The 19,495-nt window shown below is 72.2% G+C and carries 19 protein-coding genes; 11 read left to right on the top strand and 8 right to left on the bottom strand.

Annotation, left to right across the window (positions count from 1 at the left end; all coding sequences use genetic code 11):
• The first annotated feature begins 138 nt into the window (after positions 1–138).
• From ACGFI1_RS16945 to ACGFI1_RS16920, 6 genes are all read left to right on the top strand, one after another.
• A complete protein-coding gene (locus ACGFI1_RS16945; RefSeq protein ID WP_392786143.1) occupies positions 139–1,698 on the top strand; it encodes an acyl-CoA synthetase in 1,560 nt (519 codons plus the stop codon).
• A complete protein-coding gene (locus ACGFI1_RS16940; protein WP_392786141.1) occupies positions 1,688–2,641 on the top strand; it encodes a Zn-ribbon domain-containing OB-fold protein in 954 nt (317 codons plus the stop codon). The genes ACGFI1_RS16945 and ACGFI1_RS16940 overlap by 11 nt, the downstream gene beginning before the upstream one ends.
• Complete coding sequence (locus ACGFI1_RS16935) at positions 2,641–3,678, top strand: thiolase domain-containing protein (RefSeq protein WP_364544596.1); 1,038 nt, start codon at positions 2,641–2,643, stop codon at positions 3,676–3,678. Before ACGFI1_RS16940 ends, ACGFI1_RS16935 begins: the two co-directional genes overlap by 1 nt.
• Complete coding sequence (locus ACGFI1_RS16930; RefSeq protein ID WP_386873757.1) at positions 3,671–4,828, top strand: thiolase domain-containing protein; 1,158 nt, start codon at positions 3,671–3,673, stop codon at positions 4,826–4,828. The genes ACGFI1_RS16935 and ACGFI1_RS16930 overlap by 8 nt, the downstream gene beginning before the upstream one ends.
• 86 nt (positions 4,829–4,914) lie before the next feature.
• Positions 4,915–6,486 carry an acyl-CoA synthetase gene (locus ACGFI1_RS16925; RefSeq protein WP_392786138.1) on the top strand — a complete coding sequence of 524 codons (1,572 nt, stop codon included), beginning with the start codon at positions 4,915–4,917 and terminating at the stop codon, positions 6,484–6,486.
• 209 nt (positions 6,487–6,695) lie between these two features.
• Positions 6,696–7,181 (top strand): MarR family winged helix-turn-helix transcriptional regulator, encoded by a 486-nt coding sequence (locus tag ACGFI1_RS16920; protein ID WP_392786137.1) that lies wholly within the window; start codon positions 6,696–6,698, stop codon positions 7,179–7,181.
• A 15-nt stretch (positions 7,182–7,196) separates the two neighbouring features.
• Here the strand turns inward: ACGFI1_RS16920 and ACGFI1_RS16915 are convergent, their stop codons facing one another.
• From ACGFI1_RS16915 to ACGFI1_RS16905, 3 genes are read right to left on the bottom strand one after another with little or no spacing between them, the layout of a single operon-like run.
• On the bottom strand, positions 7,197–7,772 hold the full coding sequence (locus ACGFI1_RS16915; protein WP_176199931.1) for a TetR/AcrR family transcriptional regulator: 576 nt from the start codon (positions 7,770–7,772) through the stop codon (positions 7,197–7,199).
• A gap of 24 nt (positions 7,773–7,796) precedes the next feature.
• Positions 7,797–9,914 carry a YhgE/Pip family protein gene (locus ACGFI1_RS16910; RefSeq protein ID WP_392786135.1) on the bottom strand — a complete coding sequence of 706 codons (2,118 nt, stop codon included), beginning with the start codon at positions 9,912–9,914 and terminating at the stop codon, positions 7,797–7,799.
• Between the two features lie 24 nt (positions 9,915–9,938).
• Entirely contained in the window at positions 9,939–10,559 is a 621-nt protein-coding gene (locus tag ACGFI1_RS16905) for an ATP-binding cassette domain-containing protein (RefSeq protein ID WP_392786134.1), read from the bottom strand.
• Positions 10,560–10,888: 329 nt separating this feature from the next.
• Between ACGFI1_RS16905 and ACGFI1_RS16900 the strand changes: the two genes are divergently transcribed.
• Together ACGFI1_RS16900 and ACGFI1_RS16895 are read left to right on the top strand one after the other, a co-directional pair.
• Positions 10,889–11,260: a DoxX family protein gene (locus tag ACGFI1_RS16900; protein ID WP_386873761.1), complete on the top strand. Its 372-nt coding sequence runs from the start codon at positions 10,889–10,891 to the stop codon at positions 11,258–11,260.
• A gap of 73 nt (positions 11,261–11,333) precedes the next feature.
• Positions 11,334–12,965, top strand: a complete 1,632-nt coding sequence (locus tag ACGFI1_RS16895; RefSeq protein ID WP_387070423.1) for a serine/threonine protein kinase — start codon at positions 11,334–11,336, stop codon at positions 12,963–12,965.
• 33 nt (positions 12,966–12,998) lie between these two features.
• On the opposite strand, the gene ACGFI1_RS16890 is transcribed toward ACGFI1_RS16895, so the two are convergent.
• Positions 12,999–14,156, bottom strand: a complete 1,158-nt coding sequence (locus tag ACGFI1_RS16890; protein ID WP_392732772.1) for a lipid-transfer protein — start codon at positions 14,154–14,156, stop codon at positions 12,999–13,001.
• A 29-nt stretch (positions 14,157–14,185) separates the two neighbouring features.
• Entirely contained in the window at positions 14,186–14,635 is a 450-nt protein-coding gene (locus tag ACGFI1_RS16885; RefSeq protein ID WP_301177964.1) for a Zn-ribbon domain-containing OB-fold protein, read from the bottom strand.
• Between the two features lie 235 nt (positions 14,636–14,870).
• Here ACGFI1_RS16885 and ACGFI1_RS16880 point away from each other — a divergent pair, with 235 nt between their 5' ends.
• The 3 genes from ACGFI1_RS16880 (at position 14,871) to ACGFI1_RS16870 (ending at position 17,000) form a co-directional block, all read left to right on the top strand.
• On the top strand, positions 14,871–15,638 hold the full coding sequence (locus ACGFI1_RS16880) for an SDR family oxidoreductase (RefSeq protein ID WP_138641064.1): 768 nt from the start codon (positions 14,871–14,873) through the stop codon (positions 15,636–15,638).
• A gap of 9 nt (positions 15,639–15,647) precedes the next feature.
• The gene (locus ACGFI1_RS16875; RefSeq protein WP_392732349.1) at positions 15,648–16,607 is read left to right on the top strand and encodes an LLM class F420-dependent oxidoreductase; all 960 of its coding nucleotides are present in this window, start codon (positions 15,648–15,650) and stop codon (positions 16,605–16,607) included.
• Between the two features lie 93 nt (positions 16,608–16,700).
• Positions 16,701–17,000 (top strand): Fe-S cluster assembly protein HesB, encoded by a 300-nt coding sequence (locus ACGFI1_RS16870; protein ID WP_138641067.1) that lies wholly within the window; start codon positions 16,701–16,703, stop codon positions 16,998–17,000.
• Between the two features lie 60 nt (positions 17,001–17,060).
• On the opposite strand, the gene ACGFI1_RS16865 is transcribed toward ACGFI1_RS16870, so the two are convergent.
• Genes ACGFI1_RS16865 through ACGFI1_RS16855 form a run of 3 tightly spaced genes read right to left on the bottom strand, consistent with a single transcriptional unit; the run spans position 17,061 to position 19,445 of the window.
• Positions 17,061–17,261: a hypothetical protein gene (locus ACGFI1_RS16865; protein ID WP_386873764.1), complete on the bottom strand. Its 201-nt coding sequence runs from the start codon at positions 17,259–17,261 to the stop codon at positions 17,061–17,063.
• 22 nt (positions 17,262–17,283) lie between these two features.
• Complete coding sequence (locus ACGFI1_RS16860; protein WP_171069400.1) at positions 17,284–18,384, bottom strand: hypothetical protein; 1,101 nt, start codon at positions 18,382–18,384, stop codon at positions 17,284–17,286.
• Entirely contained in the window at positions 18,381–19,445 is a 1,065-nt protein-coding gene (locus ACGFI1_RS16855; protein WP_392786131.1) for a phosphotransferase family protein, read from the bottom strand. Before ACGFI1_RS16855 ends, ACGFI1_RS16860 begins: the two co-directional genes overlap by 4 nt.
• Positions 19,446–19,495 lie beyond the last annotated feature (50 nt).

Raw genomic sequence — 19,495 nt, 5'->3', positions numbered from 1 at the left:
GATGTCAAACGAGAACAGATTCTAGTTAAGCCACTGCCCTACCGGTAGGGGTTGAACTGCAAAACGAGAACGTGATCTACTTTGGCTGCCGGGCGCCGCGGTGTGTCGGTGCTCACTGTGGTCACTTAGGGAGATCCGATGGGGTCATTGGGCTTCTGGCGGTTGGCGCAGGCGGATCCCGAGTGGATCGCCGCCGTCGATCCGGACGGAACCGAGTACGCCGCGGGCGACCTGCTCGCCCGCTCGAACCGGCTGGTGCACGGGCTGCGCGCGCTGGGACTGGAGAAGGGCGACGGCATCTGCGGGCTCGTCCCGAACGGTGTCGAGGGCGTCGTGCTGTACCTCGCCGCGCTGCAGGCCGGCTGGTACTACACGCCGATCAACTGGCACCTGACCGGGCCGGAGATCGGCTACATCGTCGCCGACAGCGAGGCCAAGGCGTTCTTCGTGCACGAGCGGTACGCCAAGGAGGGCGCGCGCGCCGGCGAGGAGATCGAGGCGCACCGGCGGTTCGCGTTCGGCGACGTCGAGGGCTTCCGCCCGTACGAGGAGCTGGTCGAGGGGCAGCCCGACACGCTTCCCGACGACCGCAGCAACGGCGCCACGATGCACTACACGTCCGGGACGACCGGGCGGCCGAAGGGCGTCAAGCGGGCGCTGATGGGCATCGACCCCGACGACAGCGCCGAGCTGATGACGTTCCTGCTCGGCCTGTTCGGCATCCCGCCGGGGCGTCCCGCGGGGGGCGAGCACCAGGCCCATCTGATCACCTCGCCGAACTACCACACGGCCGTCACCCAGTTCGGCGGCACCGCCCTGCAGATGGGCCACACGCTCGTCTACATGGACAAGTGGGACGCCGAAGACACCCTCAGGGTGATCGAGAAATACCGCGTCAGCAATACCCACATGGTCCCGACGCACTTCAAGCGGCTGCTGGCGCTGCCCGAGGACGTCCGGTCCCGGTACGACGTGTCGAGCATGAAGTGGGCGATCCACGCGGCGGCGCCGTGCCCGGTGCCGATCAAGCAGCAGATGCTGGAGTGGTGGGGCGACTGCATCTGGGAGTACTACGCGGCGACCGAGGGCGGCGGGACGATCGCGAGCCCGCAGGACTGGCGCGCGCACCCCGGCACGGTCGGCAACGCCTGGCCGATCAGCGAGCTGCTGATCGTGGATGACGACGGCGAGCCCGTCCCGGCCGGGACGCACGGCACGATCTACATGAAGATGGCCGGCGTCGAGTTCGAGTACAAGGGCGACAAGGAGAAGACGGAGAAGAACCGCCTCAAGGACTTCTTCACCGTCGGGGACATCGGCTACCTCACCGAGGACGGGTTCCTGTTCCTGTCCGACCGCAAGGCCGACATGATCATCTCGGGCGGCGCGAACATCTACCCGGCCGAGATCGAGAACGAGATCACCCTGCACCCGAAGGTCGCGGACGTCGCCGTGTTCGGCATCCCCGACGAGGAGTGGGGCGAGCAGATCAAGGCCGTCGTCGAGCCCGCCGAGGGCGCCGAGCCCGGTGACGAGCTCGCGGCCGAGATCCTCGCGTCGCTGGAGGGCCGGCTCGCCAAGATGAAGTGGCCGAAGTCCATCGACTTCATCGAGACGATGCCGCGCGAGCCCAACGGCAAGCTCCTCAAGCGCAAGCTGCGGGACCCGTACTGGAAGGACCGCGACAGTGCCATCTAACACGGCGCCATCGGAGACCCCCGCCCCCAACCACGTCGTCGAGTTCCCCGGCGGGTACACCCGCTCGGTCGGTCCGGTGATCGGGCGCTTCCTCAGCGAGCTGCGCGACGGCCGGCTGGTCGGCGTCCGCACGGCGGGCGGCCGGGTGCTCGTCCCGCCGGCGGAGTGCGACCCCGACACCGGCGAGGACGTGACGGACGAGTTCGTCGAGGTCGGCCCGGCCGGGACGGTCACGACCTGGTCGTGGGTGCCCGAGCCGGCGAAGGGGCACCCGTTCGACCGCCCGTTCGCGTGGGCGCTGATCCGCCCGGACGGCGCCGACACCGCGCTGCTGCACGCCCTCGACCTCGGCGTCTTCGAGGCCGGCGCGAAGCCGCCGAAGGTCCTCAAGACGGGGATGCGGGTGCGGCCGAAGTACCGCGCGGAGCGGACGGGGACGATCGGCGACATCGAGTGCTTCCTGCCCGAGGTCACCATGATCAACCCGCAGGCGAGCCTGGACTACCGGCTGAAGGGCGGGCGGGCGCTCGGCCGGTTCCTGGAGGGGATCTCCGAGGGCCGCATCATCGGGCACCGCTGCCCGGTGTGCGAGAAGGTCATCGTGCCGATGAAGGGGTTCTGCCCGCGCGACGGCGTCCCCACGTCCGAGGAGGTGGAGCTGCCCGACACCGGCACCGTCACCACCTTCGCGGTCAACAACATCCCCGACCCGCGCGCCCCCGAGGTGCCGTTCGTGTCCGGCTACGTCCTGCTGGACGGCGCGGGCCTGACGATGCTGACGCTGGTCGCGGGGATCCCGGCCGACCAGGTGCGGATGGGCATGCGGGTGAGGGCGGCGTGGCGGCCCCGCGAGGAGTGGGACCGGTCGATGGCCAACATCAAGTGGTTCGAGCCGATCGACGAGCCCGACGTCCCCTTCGAAGAGATCAAGGACTTCATGTAATGCGTGATGTCGCAGTCGTCGCCTTCGCACAGAGCCATCACAGCGGCGAGGACCAGGGGATCGCCGAGACCGAGATGGTGCTCCCGGTGATCACCGAGATCAAGGAGCGGACGGGCCTGTCCCGGTTCGGTTTCACCTGCTCGGGCTCGTGCGACTACCTGCAGGGCGCGCCGTTCGCGTTCGTGTCCGCGCTCGACACGCTGGGCGCCTGGCCGCCGATCTCGGAGAGCCACGTCGAGATGGACGGCGCGTGGGCGCTGTACGAGGCGTGGGTGAAGCTCCAGATCGGCGAGATCGACACCGCGCTGGTGTACGGGTTCGGCAAGTCGTCCCAGGGCGACCTCCGCGCGATCATGAACCAGCAGCTCGACCCGTACACGCTGGCGCCGCTCGGCGTCGACCAGGTGTCGATGGCCGCCATGCAGGCCCGCGCGTACATGGACCGGTCGGGCGTGAAGGAGGACGACCTCCGCGCGGTCGCCGCGCGGTCCCGGGCGTCCGGCCGCGAGAACCCGTTCGCGCTGCACCTGCCGGACCCGGAGGGCGACGCCTACGACGTCGCGCCGCTGCACCCCTACGACGTCGCGCCCGTCACCGACGGCGCCGCCGCGATCGTGCTGGCGGCGGGCGACAAGGCGCGGGAGCTGTGCGAGCGGCCCGCGTGGATCACCGGCATCGACCACCGCACCGAGCCGCACGCGCTCGGCGTCCGCGACCTGACCCGCTCGGCGGCCGCCCGCATCGCGGGGGAGAAGGCCGGCGCGACCGGGATCGAGGTCGCGGAGCTGCACGCGCAGTTCAGCCATGAGGAGCTGATCCTGCGCGAGGCCCTCGGCCTGGACGACGGCGTGACCGTCAACCCGTCCGGCGGGGCGCTGTCGGCGAACCCGGTGATGGCGGCGGGCCTCATCCGGATCGGCGAGGCCGCGGCCCGCATCCACGACGGGACGGCGTCCCGGACGCTCGGGCACGCCGCGTCCGGCCCCTGCCTCCAGCAGAACCTCGTCTGCGTGCTGTCGGGAGAGAACAATGGCTAAATCCTGTGCGGTCATCGGCATCGGGCAGACCCAGTACAAGACCAAGCGGCTGGACGTCTCGATGGCCGGCCTGCTCCGCGAGGCGGCCCGCCGCGCCCTCGACGACGCCGGGCTGACCTGGAAGGACATCGACGCCATCGTGGTCGGCAAGGCGCCCGACCTGTTCGAGGGCGTCGTGATGCCGGAGCTGTTCCTCGCGGACGCGCTCGGCGCCACCGGCAAGCCGCTGCTGCGGGTGCACACGGCGGGCTCGGTCGGCGGGTCGACGGCGATCGTCGCGGCGAACCTGATCCAGTCCGGGGTGCACGAGCGGGTCCTCACGCTGGCGTGGGAGAAGCAGTCGGAGTCGAACGCGACGTGGGCGCTGACGGTGAACGGGCCGTTCACGACGTCCCTCGTGGTCGGCGCGGGCGGCTACTTCGCCCCGCACATCCGCGCGTACATGCGCCGGTCGGGCGCCCCCGACCACATCGGGACGCTCGTCGCGGTCAAGGACCGGCAGAACGCGCTGCGGAACCCGTACGCGCACCTGAAGATCCCCGGCATCTCCCGCGAGATGGTCGAGTCGACGCCGATGCTGTGGGAGCCGATCCGCTACCTGGAGACCTGCCCGTCGTCGGACGGCGCCTGCGCGATGGTGCTGGCGTCGGAGGACGCGGCGAAGAAGGCCCCGAACCCGCCCGCCTGGGTGCACGGCACGTCGATGCGGTCCGAGCCGATGCAGTTCGCGGGCCGCGACAGCGTCAGCCCGCAGGGCGGCAAGGACGCGGCGGCGGACGTGTACCGGCAGGCCGGCATCACCGACCCGCGCCGCGAACTCGACTGCGCCGAGGTGTACGTCCCGTTCTCCTGGTACGAGCCGATGTGGCTGGAGAACCTGGGGTTCTGCGGCGAGAGCGAGGGCTGGAAGCTCACCGAGGCGGGCGCGACGGCGTTCGACGGCGACATCCCGTGGAACCCGTCCGGCGGCGTGCTGTCGTCCAACCCGATCGGCGCGTCCGGGATGATCCGGTTCGCCGAGGCGGCGCTGCAGGTGCGCGGCCGGGCCGGGGAGCACCAGGTGGACGGCGCGCGGCGCGCGCTCGGCCACGCCTACGGCGGCGGCGCCCAGTTCTTCGCCATGTGGATCGTCGGCAGCGACAAGCCCTGATCTGACAACCCTTCCCGAGGCGCGAACACGACCCCAGACCCCTGCTCCCCTGGGGACGACCCCAGACCCCGAAAGAGGGACGTCCGATGGAGTTCAACCACGCTGACCTGTTCGAGGGGATCGCGGACGCGATCGGGGACCGTGTCGCCCTGGTGTGCGGCGATCAGCGGCTCACGTTCGCCGAGCTGGACGAGCACGCGAACCGGCTCGCGCACCACCTGCTGGACGCGGGCGTGCGGCCCGGCCAGCACATCGCCGTCCAGCTCTACAACGGCGTGGAGTACGCGGCCGCGCTGCTGGCCGCGATCAAGATCCGGGCCGTGCCGATCAACATCAACTACCGGTACGTGGAGAGCGAGCTGCTCTACGTGTACCGGGACTCCGACAGCGTCGCGCTGCTGTACGACGTGGAGTTCGAGGACCGGGTCGCGGCGACCGTCCCGGAGGTGCCGGAGCTGCGGCACCTCATCGCGGTGGGCGGCGCGCCGTCCATCCCGGGGGCGGTCGCCTACGACGCGGCGCTGAAGGACGCCGACGGCACGCGCGCGGGTTTCCCGGCGCGGACCGGCGAGGACGTCTACATCATCTACACGGGCGGGACGACCGGGATGCCGAAGGGCGTCATCTGGTCGACCGAGCAGATCATCTTCGCGTTCTGGAACCCGACGGTGCCGCGCCCGTCGCGTCCCGAGGACATCGTGGAGAACGCCCGGGGCGGCGGCCCGCTGATCATGATGCCGGTGGCGCCGCTGATGCACGGGGCGGCGCAGGTCGCGACGTGGATCGCCTGGTTCATGGGCGCGACGCTCGTCTACACCCGCAAGTTCGACGCGGCCGACGTGTGGCGGACGATCGAGCGGGAGAAGGTCAACTCGCTGACGATCACCGGGGACGCGATGGCGATCCCGATGGCGGAGGAGCTGGCGCGCGGCGACTACGACACGTCCTCGCTGTTCGCCTACGTCTCCACGGGCGCGATCTTCACCGGGACGGTCCGGGACCGCATCCAGGAGCTGCTGCCGAACGTGATGATCCTGGACCGGTTCGGCTCGACGGAGTCGGGCTCGACGGCCGAGGCGGTCGCGGGCTCCACCCCGGAGAAGGGCCTGCGGTTCGCGCCGGACGTGGAGAACGTCACCGTGCTGGACGACGCGCTCCAGCCCGTCAAGCCGGGGTCGGGCGTCATCGGCCAGGTCGCCCGCACGGGGCACATCGCGCAGGGCTACTACAACGACCCGGAGAAGACGGCGAAGACGTTCCCGGTGGTGGACGGCAAGCGCTGGCTGCTCACCGGCGACATCGCCACCGTCGAGGAGGACGGGTCGATCGCCGTGTACGGGCGCGGCTCGCAGGCGATCAACACCGGCGGCGAGAAGGTGTTCCCGGAGGAGGTCGAGGCCGTCCTCAAGGGGCATCCGGCGGTGTACGACGCGGTGGTGACCGGCATCCCGGACGAGCGCTGGGGCAACCGCGTCGCCGCGGTGATCCAGGCGTCGGGCGACGTGCCGTCCTCGGAGGAGCTGGACGCGCACTGCCGGCGCGAGCTGTCGGGCTACAAGGTGCCGCGCGTCTACGCGTTCGTCGGCGAGATGAAGCGCTCCCCGGCGGGCAAGGCCGACTACCGGTGGGCGAAGCAGGTGGCGGAGGAGGCCCAGTAGGCGGGAAACGGAAGCGCGTAGAGGTCGGCCCCGAACCTTCGTGGGATTCGGGGCCAGGAGCGGACCTCTGTTAGTGGTCCTAACAACGTCATGTTATGGGTGAGCTGGGAGTGCCCTGCCCGTCGGGGCGTGAGTCCTGCGCCACACGACGCGCCGCCCGGGTGGTTTCTGACCGGATGCGGCCACTAGGCTCTCTCTAAAACGGAGACGTGGCGGAAGAGGTGGGCGTGGCGACCCGGGACCCGGACCGGTTGGACGAACTCCAGCGGGCGATGCAGCGCAGCACCATGTTCACCGTGCTGCTGCACCACACCACCGCGAGCAAGGCGGGCCTGAACGTCACCGACGCGCAGTGCGTGAGCGCGCTGGTGCTGGACGGCCCGCAGACCCCGGGGCAGCTCGCGCAGCTCATGGGCATCACGACCGGCGGCGCCGTCACCGCGGTCATCGACCGGCTGGAGCGCGCCGGCTACGTCAAGCGCACCCGCGACCCCGACGACCGCCGCCGCGTGATCGTCGAGCTGGTCGAGGAGAACGTCGCCGAGTTCGGCCGCTACTTCGATCCGATCGCGCGCGCCTTCTACGACCGGCTCTCCACCTACAGCGACGAGGAGCTCGCCGTCCTGCGGCGCTGGATCCACGAGAACAACGAGGCGATGCCCGCCATCATCGAGGAGATCCGCAACCTCCCCTGACCGCGGGGCCGGGTGTCAGGGGGTGAGGCGGCCGCGGAGCAGGGCCATCAGGGTCGCCTGGACGTCGGTCAGGGGGCGGGCGGGCTGGAGGGCCCGCCAGTCCAGGGCCACGGTCAGGACCATCCCGAAGACGGCGGACGCGGCGGTGCCCGTGTCGAGGTCGCGGCGCAGGTCGCCGGCGGTGACCGCGTCGCGCAGGACGTCGGCGACGACCTCGATGGCGCGTTCGCGGATCAGCCGGGCCGCGTGCTGCCAGTCGCCGCCCGCCCGCCACGTCTCCGCGATGAGCACGCGCGCGAACGGCTCGTGCTCGCCGATGAACGCGAGTTCTGCGGCGACGACCGCCTCCAGGGCGTCCAGCGGGGCCTTGCCGGACGCCGCGTCGCGCAGCGCGGTCGCGAGGCGTTCGACGCCGTACTCCAGCAGCGCCGAGAACAGGGCGGCCTTGCTGCCGAAGTTGTAGTAGACGGTGCCCTTGGCGACCCCGGCCCGTTCGGCGATCTGGTCGACGGTGGTCGCGGCGAGGCCGCTCTCGGCGATCAGCTCGATCGCCGAGGCGAACAGCTTCTCCCGCGTCGCGCTCCGCGCCATCGCGCCTCCTAGAGCTTCGGGCCCCTAGAGCTTCAGGGCCGGGTGGAGCCGCTTGAGCGTCCACACCCGGTTGTGCCGGACGGCCAGGGCGGTGAGGGCGAGCCCGCCGGCCAGGAACGCCGCCAGCACCGCACAACCCTGCCATACCGCCGTCATCGGCCCGCCGCCGATCAGGTGCCGGACGCCGTCCACCACCCACGACATCGGCAGGCAGGGCCGGATCACCTGGAAGAAGCGGGGGCTGGTCTCGATGGGGTAGGTGCCCGCGGCCGAGGTCAGCTGGAGCATGAGGAGCGCGAGCGCGATGATCCGGCCGACCGGGCCGAACCGCGCGTTCACCCACTGGATCACGGCGAGGAACGCGGCGGACGCGAGCGCGAGGAACGCCACGAGGCCCGGCCAGTGCTCGGCGCGCAGCCCGAGCGCGAACCGCAGGATCGCGAGGACGACGACGGCCTGCGCCGCGCCGATCGCCGCCGCGGGCAGCCAGCCGGCGAGCGCGACGCGGCGGCCGGGCGCGGTGCCCGCCATCGCGCGCGGGTTCAGCGGCCGCAGCAGCATGTAGATGATCATCCCGCCGACCCAGAGCGACAGCGGGACGAAGAACGGCGCGAACCCGGTGCCGTAGTTCGGGACCGGGTTGTCGGTGGTGCTGGCCAGCCGCACCGGGTCGCTCATCATGCCGCCCCGCGCGGCGCGCTCGTCGTCGCCGTAGGCGGGGATCTTGCGGACGCCGTCGTCCAGCCCGGTCGCGAGCTTTCCGCTGCCGTCGGCGAGCTGGGTGAGAGCCGTCTCCAGCGTCACCGCGCCGCCGGAGAGCCGCCCAAGCCCGCCTTGCAGCTCTCCGGCGCCGCCGGAGAGCGTGGTGAGGCCGCTCGTCAGCTTGGACGAGCCGGCGAGCAACTGCCCGGCGCCCGCGTTGACCTGCCGCGTCCCGGCGTCGAGGCGGTCGATGTCGCGGCGGGCCTTGTCCACCTTGGCGGCGAGGGCGGGCGCGTCCTGGGCGATCTTGCGGGCGGCGCGCTCGACCGTCCGCGCGTCGGCCGCGACCTTGCGCAGGTCGCCGGTGTGCCCGCGGACGTACCCGTCCACCTGCTTCGCCACCGCCACGACCTGCGCGGCGGACCGGGTGAGGTCCTGGCGGACGTTCGCGGGGATCTCGGGATGCGCGGCGAGATGCGTCTCCAGCTCGGTCTGCGCGCGCTCGGCCCGCCGCACGGCGTCACCGGTCTGCGCGGGCAGCCGCCCGGCGCCGTCGGCGAGGGCGTCCGCGCCCCGCGCGACCGCCAGCGCGGCCGACCGGATCTCCGGGGCGTTCTCGCGCAGCAGCGGGACGAGCGTGCCGCCCGCGCGGTCGACGGTCGCGGTGAGCCGCCTCATCCCGGCGGCGACCTGCTCGGTCCCGTCGTGCAGGTCGCCCAGCCCGGACGTCAGCTCCGCGCTGCCGGAGCGGGCCTCGTCGATGCCGCCCTTGAGGCGTCCCGCGCCCGCCTCCGCCTCGCCCGCGCCCTGGGCGAGCTTCCCGGCCCCGTCCTCGGCTTGACCGGAGCCCTCGGCGAGCTTCCCGGCGCCGTCGGCGGCCTCGCCCAGCTCACCGTGCAGCTTGCCGAACGACAGGAAGACCTGGTCGAAGTACCCGCGCACGGCCTCGGTCCCGGCGGCGGCGCTGATCTCCTTGAACGCGGCCTGCGCGAGCGTCCCCATCACGTAGTTGTTCGCGTCGTTCATCCGGAGGCGCAGCCCGGCCGGCTGCGGCGTGCCGTCCCCGGACGGCGACGCGATCCGGGCGCTGAAGTCGGACGGGATCGTCAGCGACAGGTAGTACTTCCCCGACCGCACGCCCTTGTCGGCCTCCTGCGCCGACACCGTCCGCCAGTCGAACACCTTGCGCTTCTCAAGCTCGTCCGCGAGGTCGGCCCCCGCGTGGACGGTCTTGCCGTCCGCCTTGGCCGGCTGGTCCTGGACGACCAGCGCCACCGGCACATGCCGGAGCCGGGCGTAGGGGTCCCAGAACGACCACAGGTACAGCCCGGCGTAGAGCAGCGGGAGGAGGACGAGACCGGCGAGCGCGACGCGGGTCAGCCGGTTGCGCTGGAAGCGCCGCAGTTCGAGGGCGCCCGGCGTCAGCGCGGGAAGTCTCATGGGGGGGATCTCCTGGCTGGCTGGTCAGAGCGAGAGTTCGTGGGTGGCCACGCCCTCGGCGGGCGCGGCGTCATGGCACGCGGCGACGACGGTGACGCCGCCGGACGCGATGGCGGCGAGCCGCAGCCACAGTGCGCGCTGCCCCTCGGCGTCCAGCCCTTCGCCGACGTCGTCGAGCAGGAGCAGGCCGGGGTCGCCGACCAGGCCGAGGGCGGCGCCGAGGAGCTGCTCCTCGTCGGGCGCGAGGTCGGCGGCGAGCGTCCGGGGATCGAGGTCGAGACCGGCCCGGTCCAGGGCGCGGCGCCTGCGGGCGTCCCGTCCCCGGAACCTGCCGAAGACGCCCTCGCGCAGGGCGAGGGCCTCGTTCAGGTGCTCGCGGACGGTCAGCGCCGGGTCGAGTTCGGTGACGCCGGTGACGATGCCGAGCGCCGCGACGCGCTGGATGTCGGAGAGGCCGGTGCGGCCGCCGACCCGGACCGTGCCCTCGGTGGGCCTCATGCGGCCGCCGAGGGTGAGGAGCAGCGCGGTGCGTCCCGTCCCGGCGATGCCGCTCACGGTGACCAGCGCGCCGGCCGGGGCGTCGAGGTCCGCGCCGCGGAACGCCCATCCCCGGGGGCCGCGCACGCCGAGCCGCCGGGCCCGCACGGGGAGTCCGGCGGCTCCGGGACGGCCCCCGCCAGTCCCGGAGCCGCGCGGCCGGGGTCCGGGGACGGTCGCGGCGGTCCCCCCGGCCGCGGCAGCCGTCCCCGGAGTCTGGTGCGCGGGCGTCATCGCGGAGCCTCCCGGATTTGTACTGACTGGTCAGTTCAAATCTAGCCCCGCGATGAACTTCGCGAATCCACCTGAACGGTGACATCAGACACGTGACCGCTACGCCCCAGGTCACACGGTCCCAGAGGGGTGACTTCCGTCACATCGCCGGGTCCGGCCGGACGGCTATTGGACGGAACGTCCGATCTGCCAGACTGCGGGGCATGACCGATCCGTCCCCCGCGTCCCGGCGGCTGGCCGTCCTGATGGCCGGCATGGGCACCCTGCACATGGTCGCCCCGAAGCCGTTCGACGCGCTCATCCCCGAGCGGCTGCCCGGCGGCGCACGGACCTGGACCTACCTCAGCGGCGCCGCCGAGCTGGGCTGCGCGGCCGCGCTCGCCGTCCCGCGCACCCGGAGGGCGGGCGCGCTCGCGACGGCGGCGCTGATGGCGGCGGTCTTCCCGGCCAACGTCAAGATGGCGCGCGACTGGCGCCGCCGCCCGCTGCCGCTGCGCGCCGCCGCCTACGGCCGCCTCCCGCTCCAGGCCCCGCTGATCGCCTGGGCCCTGCACGTGGCGCGCGAGGCGCGCTGACCGCGCCCCGGAGCCGCCCCGCCGCCCATATGATCATTTCTTTGCAGAGGCGACGACGAGGGGCCGGTGAACCGTGGAACCGCTGCGTCCGGAGGATCCCGCGCAGATCGGCGGCTACCCGCTGCTGGGCCGGCTCGGCGCCGGCGGCATGGGCCAGGTCTACCTGGGGCTGACCGGCGGCGGGCGGCACATCGCGGTCAAGGTCATCCGGGAGGACTTCGAGGGCCCGGAGGCGCTCGCGCGCTTCCGCCGCGAGGTCGCGACCGTCGAGCGGGTGCGGTCCCGGTCGGCCGCCGCGATGGTCGGCGCCGGGCTGGACGCGCCGCCGTACTGGCTGGCCACCGAGTACGTCCCCGGTCCGACGCTCCGGCAGGCCGCCGGCCGGCACGGGCCCGTCCCCGCGGCCACCTGCCTGCGGCTGCTCGCCGCGCTCGCGCAGGGCCTGCTGGAGATCCACCGGCAGGGCGTCCAGCACCGCGACCTCAAGCCCGGCAACGTGATCCTCGCCCCGGACGGCCCGCGCCTGATCGACTTCGGCATCGCGCGCGGCGAGGGCCAGACGCAGATCACCCAGACGGGCGCGTGGAACGGCACCCCCGGCTACGTCGCGCCGGAGGTCGTCCGCGAGCAGTTGCCCCTCCCCGCGTCGGACGTGTTCTCGCTCGCCGGCACCATCGCCTACGCCGCCACGGGACGCCCGCCGTTCGGCGGCGGCCGCATCGAGGCCGTCCTGCACCGCACGCTCAGCGGCGACATCGACGTGGACGGTGTCGAGCCCCGGCTCGCCGACCTGCTCCGCCGCTGCGCCGCCAAGGAGCCGGAGCAGCGCTTCAGCCTGGAGCAGCTCCTCCACGAGATCGGGCCCATCGAGCCTCTCGCCGCCGACCCCGCCTACCGGGGGATCGTCGGGACGGTCCAGGCGCCGCCGCTCAGCATCGCCGACGCCGCCGCGTCCGGTCTCGTCCCGCCGGACCGCACGCGGACCGTGCCCGGCGGCGCGGGGCCCGCGCGGTCGCGCGCCGCCGTCATCGCCGCCGGGGCCGCGGTGGTCGCCGTCGTCCTGGGCGGCGCCTTCGCGGCCCGCTTCGTCCTGAACGGCGACGACGGCGAGACCGGCGGGAAGGGGCCGAACGCGGCCCAGGCCGGCCCGGGCGCGAACGGCGGGCAGAAGACCGGCGGAGACCCGGCCACGACCGGCACGAGCCCGGCAGCGGCCGGGCGCACCCCGTCCGCGGACGGCCGCCCGCCGGACGAGATCTTCATCAAGGAGCCCACCGGCGACTTCCAGGACACCCGCTTCTCCCAGAAGGACTTCACCTGCCTCCCGGCGGTCCGTCCGGAGGACCAAGCCCTGGCCAGGGACCTGCAGAGGTCGGCGCCGCGCCAGCCGGTCACCGCGTCGTCCATCGAGCTGAGCATGCGGTTCAAGTACGCGCAGCCGTCCGGCTACTACGTGGCCGCGCAGATCCGCCCGCCCGCGGAGCAGCAGGGCAACGGCGTGACCGGCGTGGTGGTGAGCAAGCCGCACCTGGTACCGAAGGAGAACCAGGACGTGAAGCTCCAGTACCCGGCGGACTTCAAGTGGAAGGGCGCAGGGAACGGCACCTACCCGCTGATGAAGGGCGTCTGGACCGTCATCTGGATGCACGTCCACCCGAACGGCGACGCGTACTTCATGGCCTGCGACGGCTTCACGGTCGCGTGAAGCCGTCGCCGTGTCGCCGGGCGGGCCGTCCGGTCAGCGGACGGCGATGACGGCGGAGCCGTGGCCGAACAGGCCCTGGTTCACCGCGATGCCGGCCCGTGCGTCCGTGACCTGGCGGCCCTCCGCCTGCCCGCGCAGCTGCCAGGTCAGCTCGCACACCTGCGCGATCGCCTGCGCCGGGATCGCCTCGCCGAACGAGGCGAGGCCGCCGCTGGGGTTCACCGGGATCCGGCCGCCGAGCGCCGTCGCGCCCGAGCGCAGCAGCTCCTCGGCGCCGCCCTGCCCGCACAGGCCGATGTCCTCGTACCAGTCGAGTTCGAGGGCGGTGGACAGGTCGTACACCTCGGCGAGCGACAGGTCCTCGGGGCCGAGGCCCGCCTCCTCGTAGGCGGCGTGCGCGATCGCGGAGCGGAACGGGCGCTCCGGGACGGCGGCGGTCATCGCCGAGTCCGTCGCGAAGTCGGGCAGGTCCAGCACGGTCTTCGGGAACGTCGGCGTCACCGTCGAGACCGCCGGGATGCGCACCGGGTCGGCCACGCCGTGCCGCCGCGCGAACTCCATCGAGGTGAGGACGAGCGCGGCGCCGCCGTCGCTGGTGGCGCAGATGTCCAGCAGCCGCAGCGGGTCGGCGACCACGGCGGACTCGCGGACGTCCTCGACGGTCACCTCCTTGCGGTACCGGGCGTTCGGGTTGCCGAGGCCGTGCCGCGCGTTCTTCACCTTCACGGCGGCGAAGTCGTCGAGGGTGGCGCCGTACATGGCCATCCGGCGGCGCGCGTACAGGGCGAAGTAGATGGGGTTGGTCGCGCCCAGCAGGCGGAACCGCAGCCAGTCGGGGTCGTCGGGGCGGTCGCCGCCGACGGGCTTGAAGAAGCCCTTCGGGGCGGCGTCGGCGCCCACGACCAGCGCGACGTCGCACAGGCCCGCGAGGATCTGCGCGCGCGCCGTGTTGATGGCCTGCGCCCCAGAGGCGCACGCCGCGTAGCAGCTCGACACCCGCGCGCCCGACCAGCCGAGCGCCTGCGCGAACGTGGCGCCCGCGATGAACCCCGGATACCCGTTGCGGATGGTGTCGGCACCGGACACGTACTGGACGTCCGTCCACGACAGCCCGGCGTCGGCGAGCGCCTCCCGCGCCGCCGCGAGCCCGTACTCGACGAAGTTGCGGCCCCACTTGCCCCACGGGTGCATCCCCGCGCCCAGGACGGCGATGTCGCGACTCACTTGACGGGCCTCCACATCCAGACGGTGTACTCGGCTTCGTCGTCCTCGTAGAGGGTGCCCTCGGTCAGCTCGACCTCCATGCCGACCTCCAGGTCGTCCACGGTGACGCCGGGGACGACCTGCCCCAGGACGACCATGCGCTCGGCGTCGAGCTCGACGGCGGCGACCGTGTAGGGGACGAACGGGTCGGGGGAGACGTACGGCGGCGGCGGCTTGTAGCGCGCGTCGGCGTACGACCACACGCGGCCGCGCGGGGACAGGGCGTACGGCTCCAGCTCCGAGCCGTCCTTCGGTCCCGTGCAGCCGGGGTTGCGGCACGCCAGCTCGTTGCGCGGGAAGTACGGCGTGCCGCACGACGAGCATCGGGTACCGAGCAGGCGGACGTCGCCGTCCGCGGTGGTGTACCAGCCCTCGACGGCCGGACGGCGCTCCTTGGTCGTGGTCACGCGGCCCTCCTCGTGTCTTCTCGGCGAGAGTACCAATCAAACAATCGTTAGAAAGAATGCCGCGTCCGGTCAGCGGGATGGATCACGGGGGTGGGGGGAGCGCGGGACGAACCGCGGGGGCGTGGTAACTGACTCGTCAGTCACTTCGCTAGAGTGAACCGAGTCGGATTCTGCCCATGCCGCCCACAGGGTGCGAGCGAATTGCAGCAGGTAGCAAGCAGTAGGGAGCGCGCGGATGCGGACTGGTCTTGACGGAAGAACGGCCCTGGTCACCGGGGCGTCCCGGGGCATCGGGAAGGCGATCGCGGCGGCGTTCGCCGCCGAGGGCGCCAACGTGGTGATCTCCTCCCGCAAGCAGGAGGCGCTCGACGAGGTCGCGAAGGAGATCGGCGCGGCCAGCCCCGGCGCCAAGGTGCTCGCCAAGGCGGCGCACGTCGGCCACGCCGACGAGGCCGCCGCGTGCGTGGAGGCCGCCGTCGCCGAGTTCGGCGGCATCGACATCCTGGTCAACAACGCCGGGACGAACCCCTACTACGGCCCGATGGCCGACATCGAGCCCGCCGCCGCGGCCAAGACCGTCGAGGTCAACCAGTTCGCGATCGTCCAGTGGACGCAGCTCGCGCTGAAGGCGGGACTGGCCGAGCGCGGCGGCGCCGTCATCAACATCGCCTCCGTCGGCGGCATGATCACCGAGCACGGCATCGGCTACTACAACGCCACCAAGGCCGCCGTGATCCACCTCAGCCGGCAGTTCGCGATGGAGCTGGCGCCCAAGGTGCGCGTGAACTGCATCGCCCCCGGCCTGGTCAAGACCCATCTCGCCCGCGCGCTCTGGGAGCCGAACGAGGCGGAGATCAGCAAGCACATGCCGCTGCAGCGGCTCGGGGAGCCCGAGGACATCGCCAACGCGGCCGTGTTCCTCGCGGGCGACGCCTCGTCCTGGATGACCGGGCAGACCCTCGTCGTGGACGGCGGCGCCACCATCCGCGCGTCGATCGCCTAGGAGGCACGCATGTCACGCTGGGGACTGACCATTCCGCTCACCGGGCTCCCGCTGGCCGAGCACCGCGAGCTCGTCGCCGAGCTGTCCGGGCTCGGCTACACCGACGCCTGGTCCGCCGAGACCAACGGCACCGACGCCTTCACCCCGCTGGCGCTCGCCTCCCAGTGGGGCCCCGAGCTGCGCCTCGGCCCCGCGATCGTCCCGGTCTACACGCGCGGGCCGGCGCTGCTGGCCCAGCACGCCGCCACCCTCGCCGACCTCGCGCCCGGACGGTTCGTGCTCGGCATCGGCACCTCGTCCGACACGATCGTGCAGCGCTGGAACGGGATCCCGTTCGACGAGCCGTACAAGCGCGTCCGCGACACGCTCCGCTTCCTGCGCAAGGCCCTCGCCGGGGAGAAGGTGAAGGAGGAGTACGACACCTTCGCCGTCAAGGGCTTCAAGCTGGACAACGTCCCGGCGACGCCGCCGCCGATCGTCCTCGCGGCGCTGCGCCCCGGCATGCTGCGGCTCGCCGCCCGGGAGGCCGACGGGGCGATCACCAACTGGCTCGCGCCGAAGGACGTCCCGACGGTGCGCGGCGTGCTGGGCGACGAGCCCGAGCTGATCGCGCGGCTGTTCGTGTGCCCGACCGACAACGCCGAGGAGGCGCGCGCGATCGGCCGCTGGATGATCGCCGCGTACATGACGGTCCCCGTGTACCGGGCGTTCCACGAGTGGCTCGGCCGGGGCGAGGCGCTGCGGCCGATGAACGAGGCGTGGGCGGCCGGCGACCGGAAGAAGGCACTGGAGGTCATCCCGGACGAGGTCGTCGACGACCTGATCGTGCACGGGTCGCCCGAGGCGTGCCGCGCCCGCGTCCGCGAGTACGTGGACAGCGGCCTGACCACGCCGGTTCTGGCGATCGTCCCGGGCGGCGGGCTCTCCCCGGTGGAGGCCGTGCGGGCGCTCGCGCCGAACGCGGACTGACACCTCCTGATCACGTCTCGATGTTTGCCCCCACCCTTCACTGGGGAGGGTGGGGCAGATCCAACAGACAGCCAGAGACGTGAGGAGCTGATCGTGCTCACGCTGACCAGCGGTGCCGTCCAGGTCATTCGTACAGTGACCGCGAACCCGGAGCTTCCGCCGGAGACCGGCATCCGCATCGAGTCCGGGCTCGACGGCTCGGACGCGCTGCGGCTCTCGGTCGCCCCCGCGCCCGAGGCGGGCGACCAGGTCGTCGAGGAGGAGGGCGCCAAGGTGTACCTGGAGCCCACCGTCGCCGAGATGCTCGACGACAAGACCCTCGACGCCCAGGTCGACCCGCAGGGGGACGTGGCGTTCACCATCGCGGAGGGAACCGAGGGCACCCCTACCTGACTCCGCCCGAACGACGTGCGAGGGCCGGGGCCGCCGCGGGCGGCTCCGGCCCTCATGCGTTCAGCGCATGGCCGCGACGACGGCCACCACGGCGAACACGAACGCCACCGTGGTGAGGATCATGAACGCGGCGATCACCGCGCAGGCCAACCCGCGCGGCTGGTCGCGCCATGTCCCGTAACGGTCGCGCACTTGCTGGTCCAAGTCTTTCCGGGACGGCCGTTCCGCGTCGGGGGAGTCGGGCGAAGACGGGGTCGTCACGCTCGCCAGTCTCCCAGATCCACTACTCGGGGAAGGACGGGTGCGGGCCGAGCGCCCAGTATTCGTACAGGCCGTAGCCGGTGACGGCGTCGGTCGGCTGTGCGCCGTCCAGGTACTCGTACCGGCCGACCGCGTCGACCATGCCCCACATGCGGGCGGCGTCGTCCGGCTTGCGGACGTCGTGGGTGACGCCCTCCACCTTGAGGTCGGGCCCCTGGTACATGCCGTGTTTCCAGCCTGGCTCCAGCCCGTAGCCGGTGCCGACCATCATGTGGACGGGCAAGATCGGCGTGGCCCTCACCTCGAACGGCTCGCCGCCGGGCGGTGCGAAGCGGAGCGTGGCGGTGACCACGTCGCGCGTGCCCTCGGCGTACTCGGGACGGTATTCGGGACGTCCGAGATACTCCGCCTCACGGTCGGGCCAGACGCGGGTGGCCTCTTCCAGGACGCGGCGGCCCTTCTCGTCCTCCTGCACGATGCAGAGGATCGAGTGGTCCTCGAACTGGATCGGCGTGTACAGCCAGTAGAACGTGCCGGCGTTCTTTACCTGGATGCCGGGCGGCTCTGCCTCGCCCACGGGGCGGATGCCCCAGGACCGGTCCCGCGAGCCCCACCAGTGGTCGGGTGTGACGTCGATGGTCTCGCCGTCGACCGTGATGGTGCCCGTCCAGCGTCCGGTCTGCGCGAGGCGCCGTGAGTCGAACATGACGCGCTCCTGCCAGCGCAGGTAGTGCGGCGGCTCCAGGGTGGCGGGGATCGACCCCTCCCAGGTCAGGTCGAACGCCAGGCCGTGCTCGTTCTCGTCCAGGACGACCCTGAGCCGCTTCAGCCCCTCGATGACCTCGACGCGGAACGGTCCGACCGTGGTGTCCATGCGGTCGTTCCCCAGCTCGCGGGACGCCCGGACCACCTTGTGGATCGGGCCGCGCCGCACGACGGCGAACGCGTCCATCACCCCGAGGTTCGGGTACTGCCCGACCCCGATGATCAGCATCAGCTCGTCCGAGCAGGGGTGGACGTTGAAGTAGTACCGGTCGTAGAAGTTGCGGTCGGACGTGGTGACGTGCCGCATCACCTCGGGCGCCTGGTGGATCGGGTAGTCGTCGAGCGGCGACAGCGTCACTGGTCCCCTCCGAGGATGCGGGCGAGCAGCTGCGTGCAGTTGTTGTTGTGGGGGAAGTCGGCGGTCTGGTCGATCCAGCCGAAGTCGATCATCGCCTGCCCGATCCGCGCCATGATCACGGAGAACTTGAAGCCGGACAGGATCTCGTAGTACGCCATGTGCCGCATCGGGCGGCCGAGCAGCTCCTCGTACCGGGCGACGGTCTCGGCGTAGGAGGGGAAGCCGTCCAGCCGGGCCGCGCCGACGCCCTCGCTGTGGTGCCGGTCGAGGAACATGAACCAGGCGAGGTCCTCCTCGGGCGCGCCGAGCGCGGCGGTCTCCCAGTCCAGGACGGCGGCCGGCGCGCCCTCCTGGAAGATCACGTTGCCGATGCGGGCGTCGCCCCACAGCGCGACCGGCTCGTCCGGCTCCTCGGGGCGGTTCGCCTTCAGCCACTCCAGCGCCTTGAGCGCCGTCTCCTGCGGCCCCTGGTAGGCCCAGTGCAGGTAGTGCTCGTAGTAGTTGAGCCGCTGGTCGAGGCCGGGCCTGCCCCACTTGGGCTGGTCGAGGAAGCCGAGCCCCAGCTCCCGGACGTCCAGCCGGTGCAGGACGGCGAGGATCTCCAGCGTGGACCACCACATCGCGGCCCGCTCCTCCGGCGCGGCCTCGGTCACCCAGCCGTCCATGTGGTACGGCGGCATGTCGGTGGGGACGCGGCCGTCGACCCGTCCCATCACGAAGAACGGGGCGCCCAGGACGTCCGGGGACGGCTCGTACCAGCGGATCGGCGGCACCGGGACGGCGGTGCGCTCGTCCAGGATCCGCATCAGCCGGTACTCCTCGGCGAACCGGGGTTCGGGGAAGACCTGGTACTTCGCGGGGGCGACCCGCGCGACGAGCGGCTCGCGGTGGGTCTGGCCGCCGTCCGTCCACTCCGCCTCGAACAGCAGGGTCTCGTTGGAGAAGCCGCTGGTCTGCGGGGTCTCCACGGCGGGGATCGCGGCGCCGGGCAGCCGCCCGGCCAGCCAGCCCCCCAGCGCGCGTCGGGTGATCTCGGGATCGCGTTGGTCGGGAACGGGCATGCCGCCTCCTTGCGCCGCACCAAAAGTAGAACGTGTTCTATCAACGAGCC

Origin of the sequence: Actinomadura geliboluensis, assembly GCF_043197915.1 — a bacterium.
Classification (GTDB): Bacteria; Actinomycetota; Actinomycetes; order Streptosporangiales; family Streptosporangiaceae; genus Spirillospora; species Spirillospora geliboluensis.
The sequence above is the reverse complement of the archived record's forward strand: the minus strand, read 5'-3'. Positions and strand labels throughout refer to the sequence as shown.

Excerpts from the sequence above, each read along its gene's own strand:
- ACGFI1_RS16925 (WP_392786138.1), top strand. The coding sequence starts at position 4,915 with ATGGAGTTCAACCACGCTGACCTGTTCGAGGGGATCGCGGACGCGATC.
- ACGFI1_RS16875 (WP_392732349.1), top strand. The coding sequence starts at position 15,648 with ATGTCACGCTGGGGACTGACCATTCCGCTCACCGGGCTCCCGCTGGCC.
- ACGFI1_RS16910 (WP_392786135.1), bottom strand. The coding sequence starts at position 9,914 with ATGAGACTTCCCGCGCTGACGCCGGGCGCCCTCGAACTGCGGCGCTTC.
- ACGFI1_RS16890 (WP_392732772.1), bottom strand. The coding sequence starts at position 14,156 with ATGCACCCGTGGGGCAAGTGGGGCCGCAACTTCGTCGAGTACGGGCTC.
- ACGFI1_RS16915 (WP_176199931.1), bottom strand. The coding sequence starts at position 7,772 with ATGGCGCGGAGCGCGACGCGGGAGAAGCTGTTCGCCTCGGCGATCGAG.
- ACGFI1_RS16930 (WP_386873757.1), top strand. The coding sequence starts at position 3,671 with ATGGCTAAATCCTGTGCGGTCATCGGCATCGGGCAGACCCAGTACAAG.
- ACGFI1_RS16880 (WP_138641064.1), top strand. The coding sequence starts at position 14,871 with ATGCGGACTGGTCTTGACGGAAGAACGGCCCTGGTCACCGGGGCGTCC.
- ACGFI1_RS16935 (WP_364544596.1), top strand. The coding sequence starts at position 2,641 with ATGCGTGATGTCGCAGTCGTCGCCTTCGCACAGAGCCATCACAGCGGC.
- ACGFI1_RS16900 (WP_386873761.1), top strand. The coding sequence starts at position 10,889 with ATGACCGATCCGTCCCCCGCGTCCCGGCGGCTGGCCGTCCTGATGGCC.
- ACGFI1_RS16855 (WP_392786131.1), bottom strand. The coding sequence starts at position 19,445 with ATGCCCGTTCCCGACCAACGCGATCCCGAGATCACCCGACGCGCGCTG.
- ACGFI1_RS16945 (WP_392786143.1), top strand. The coding sequence starts at position 139 with ATGGGGTCATTGGGCTTCTGGCGGTTGGCGCAGGCGGATCCCGAGTGG.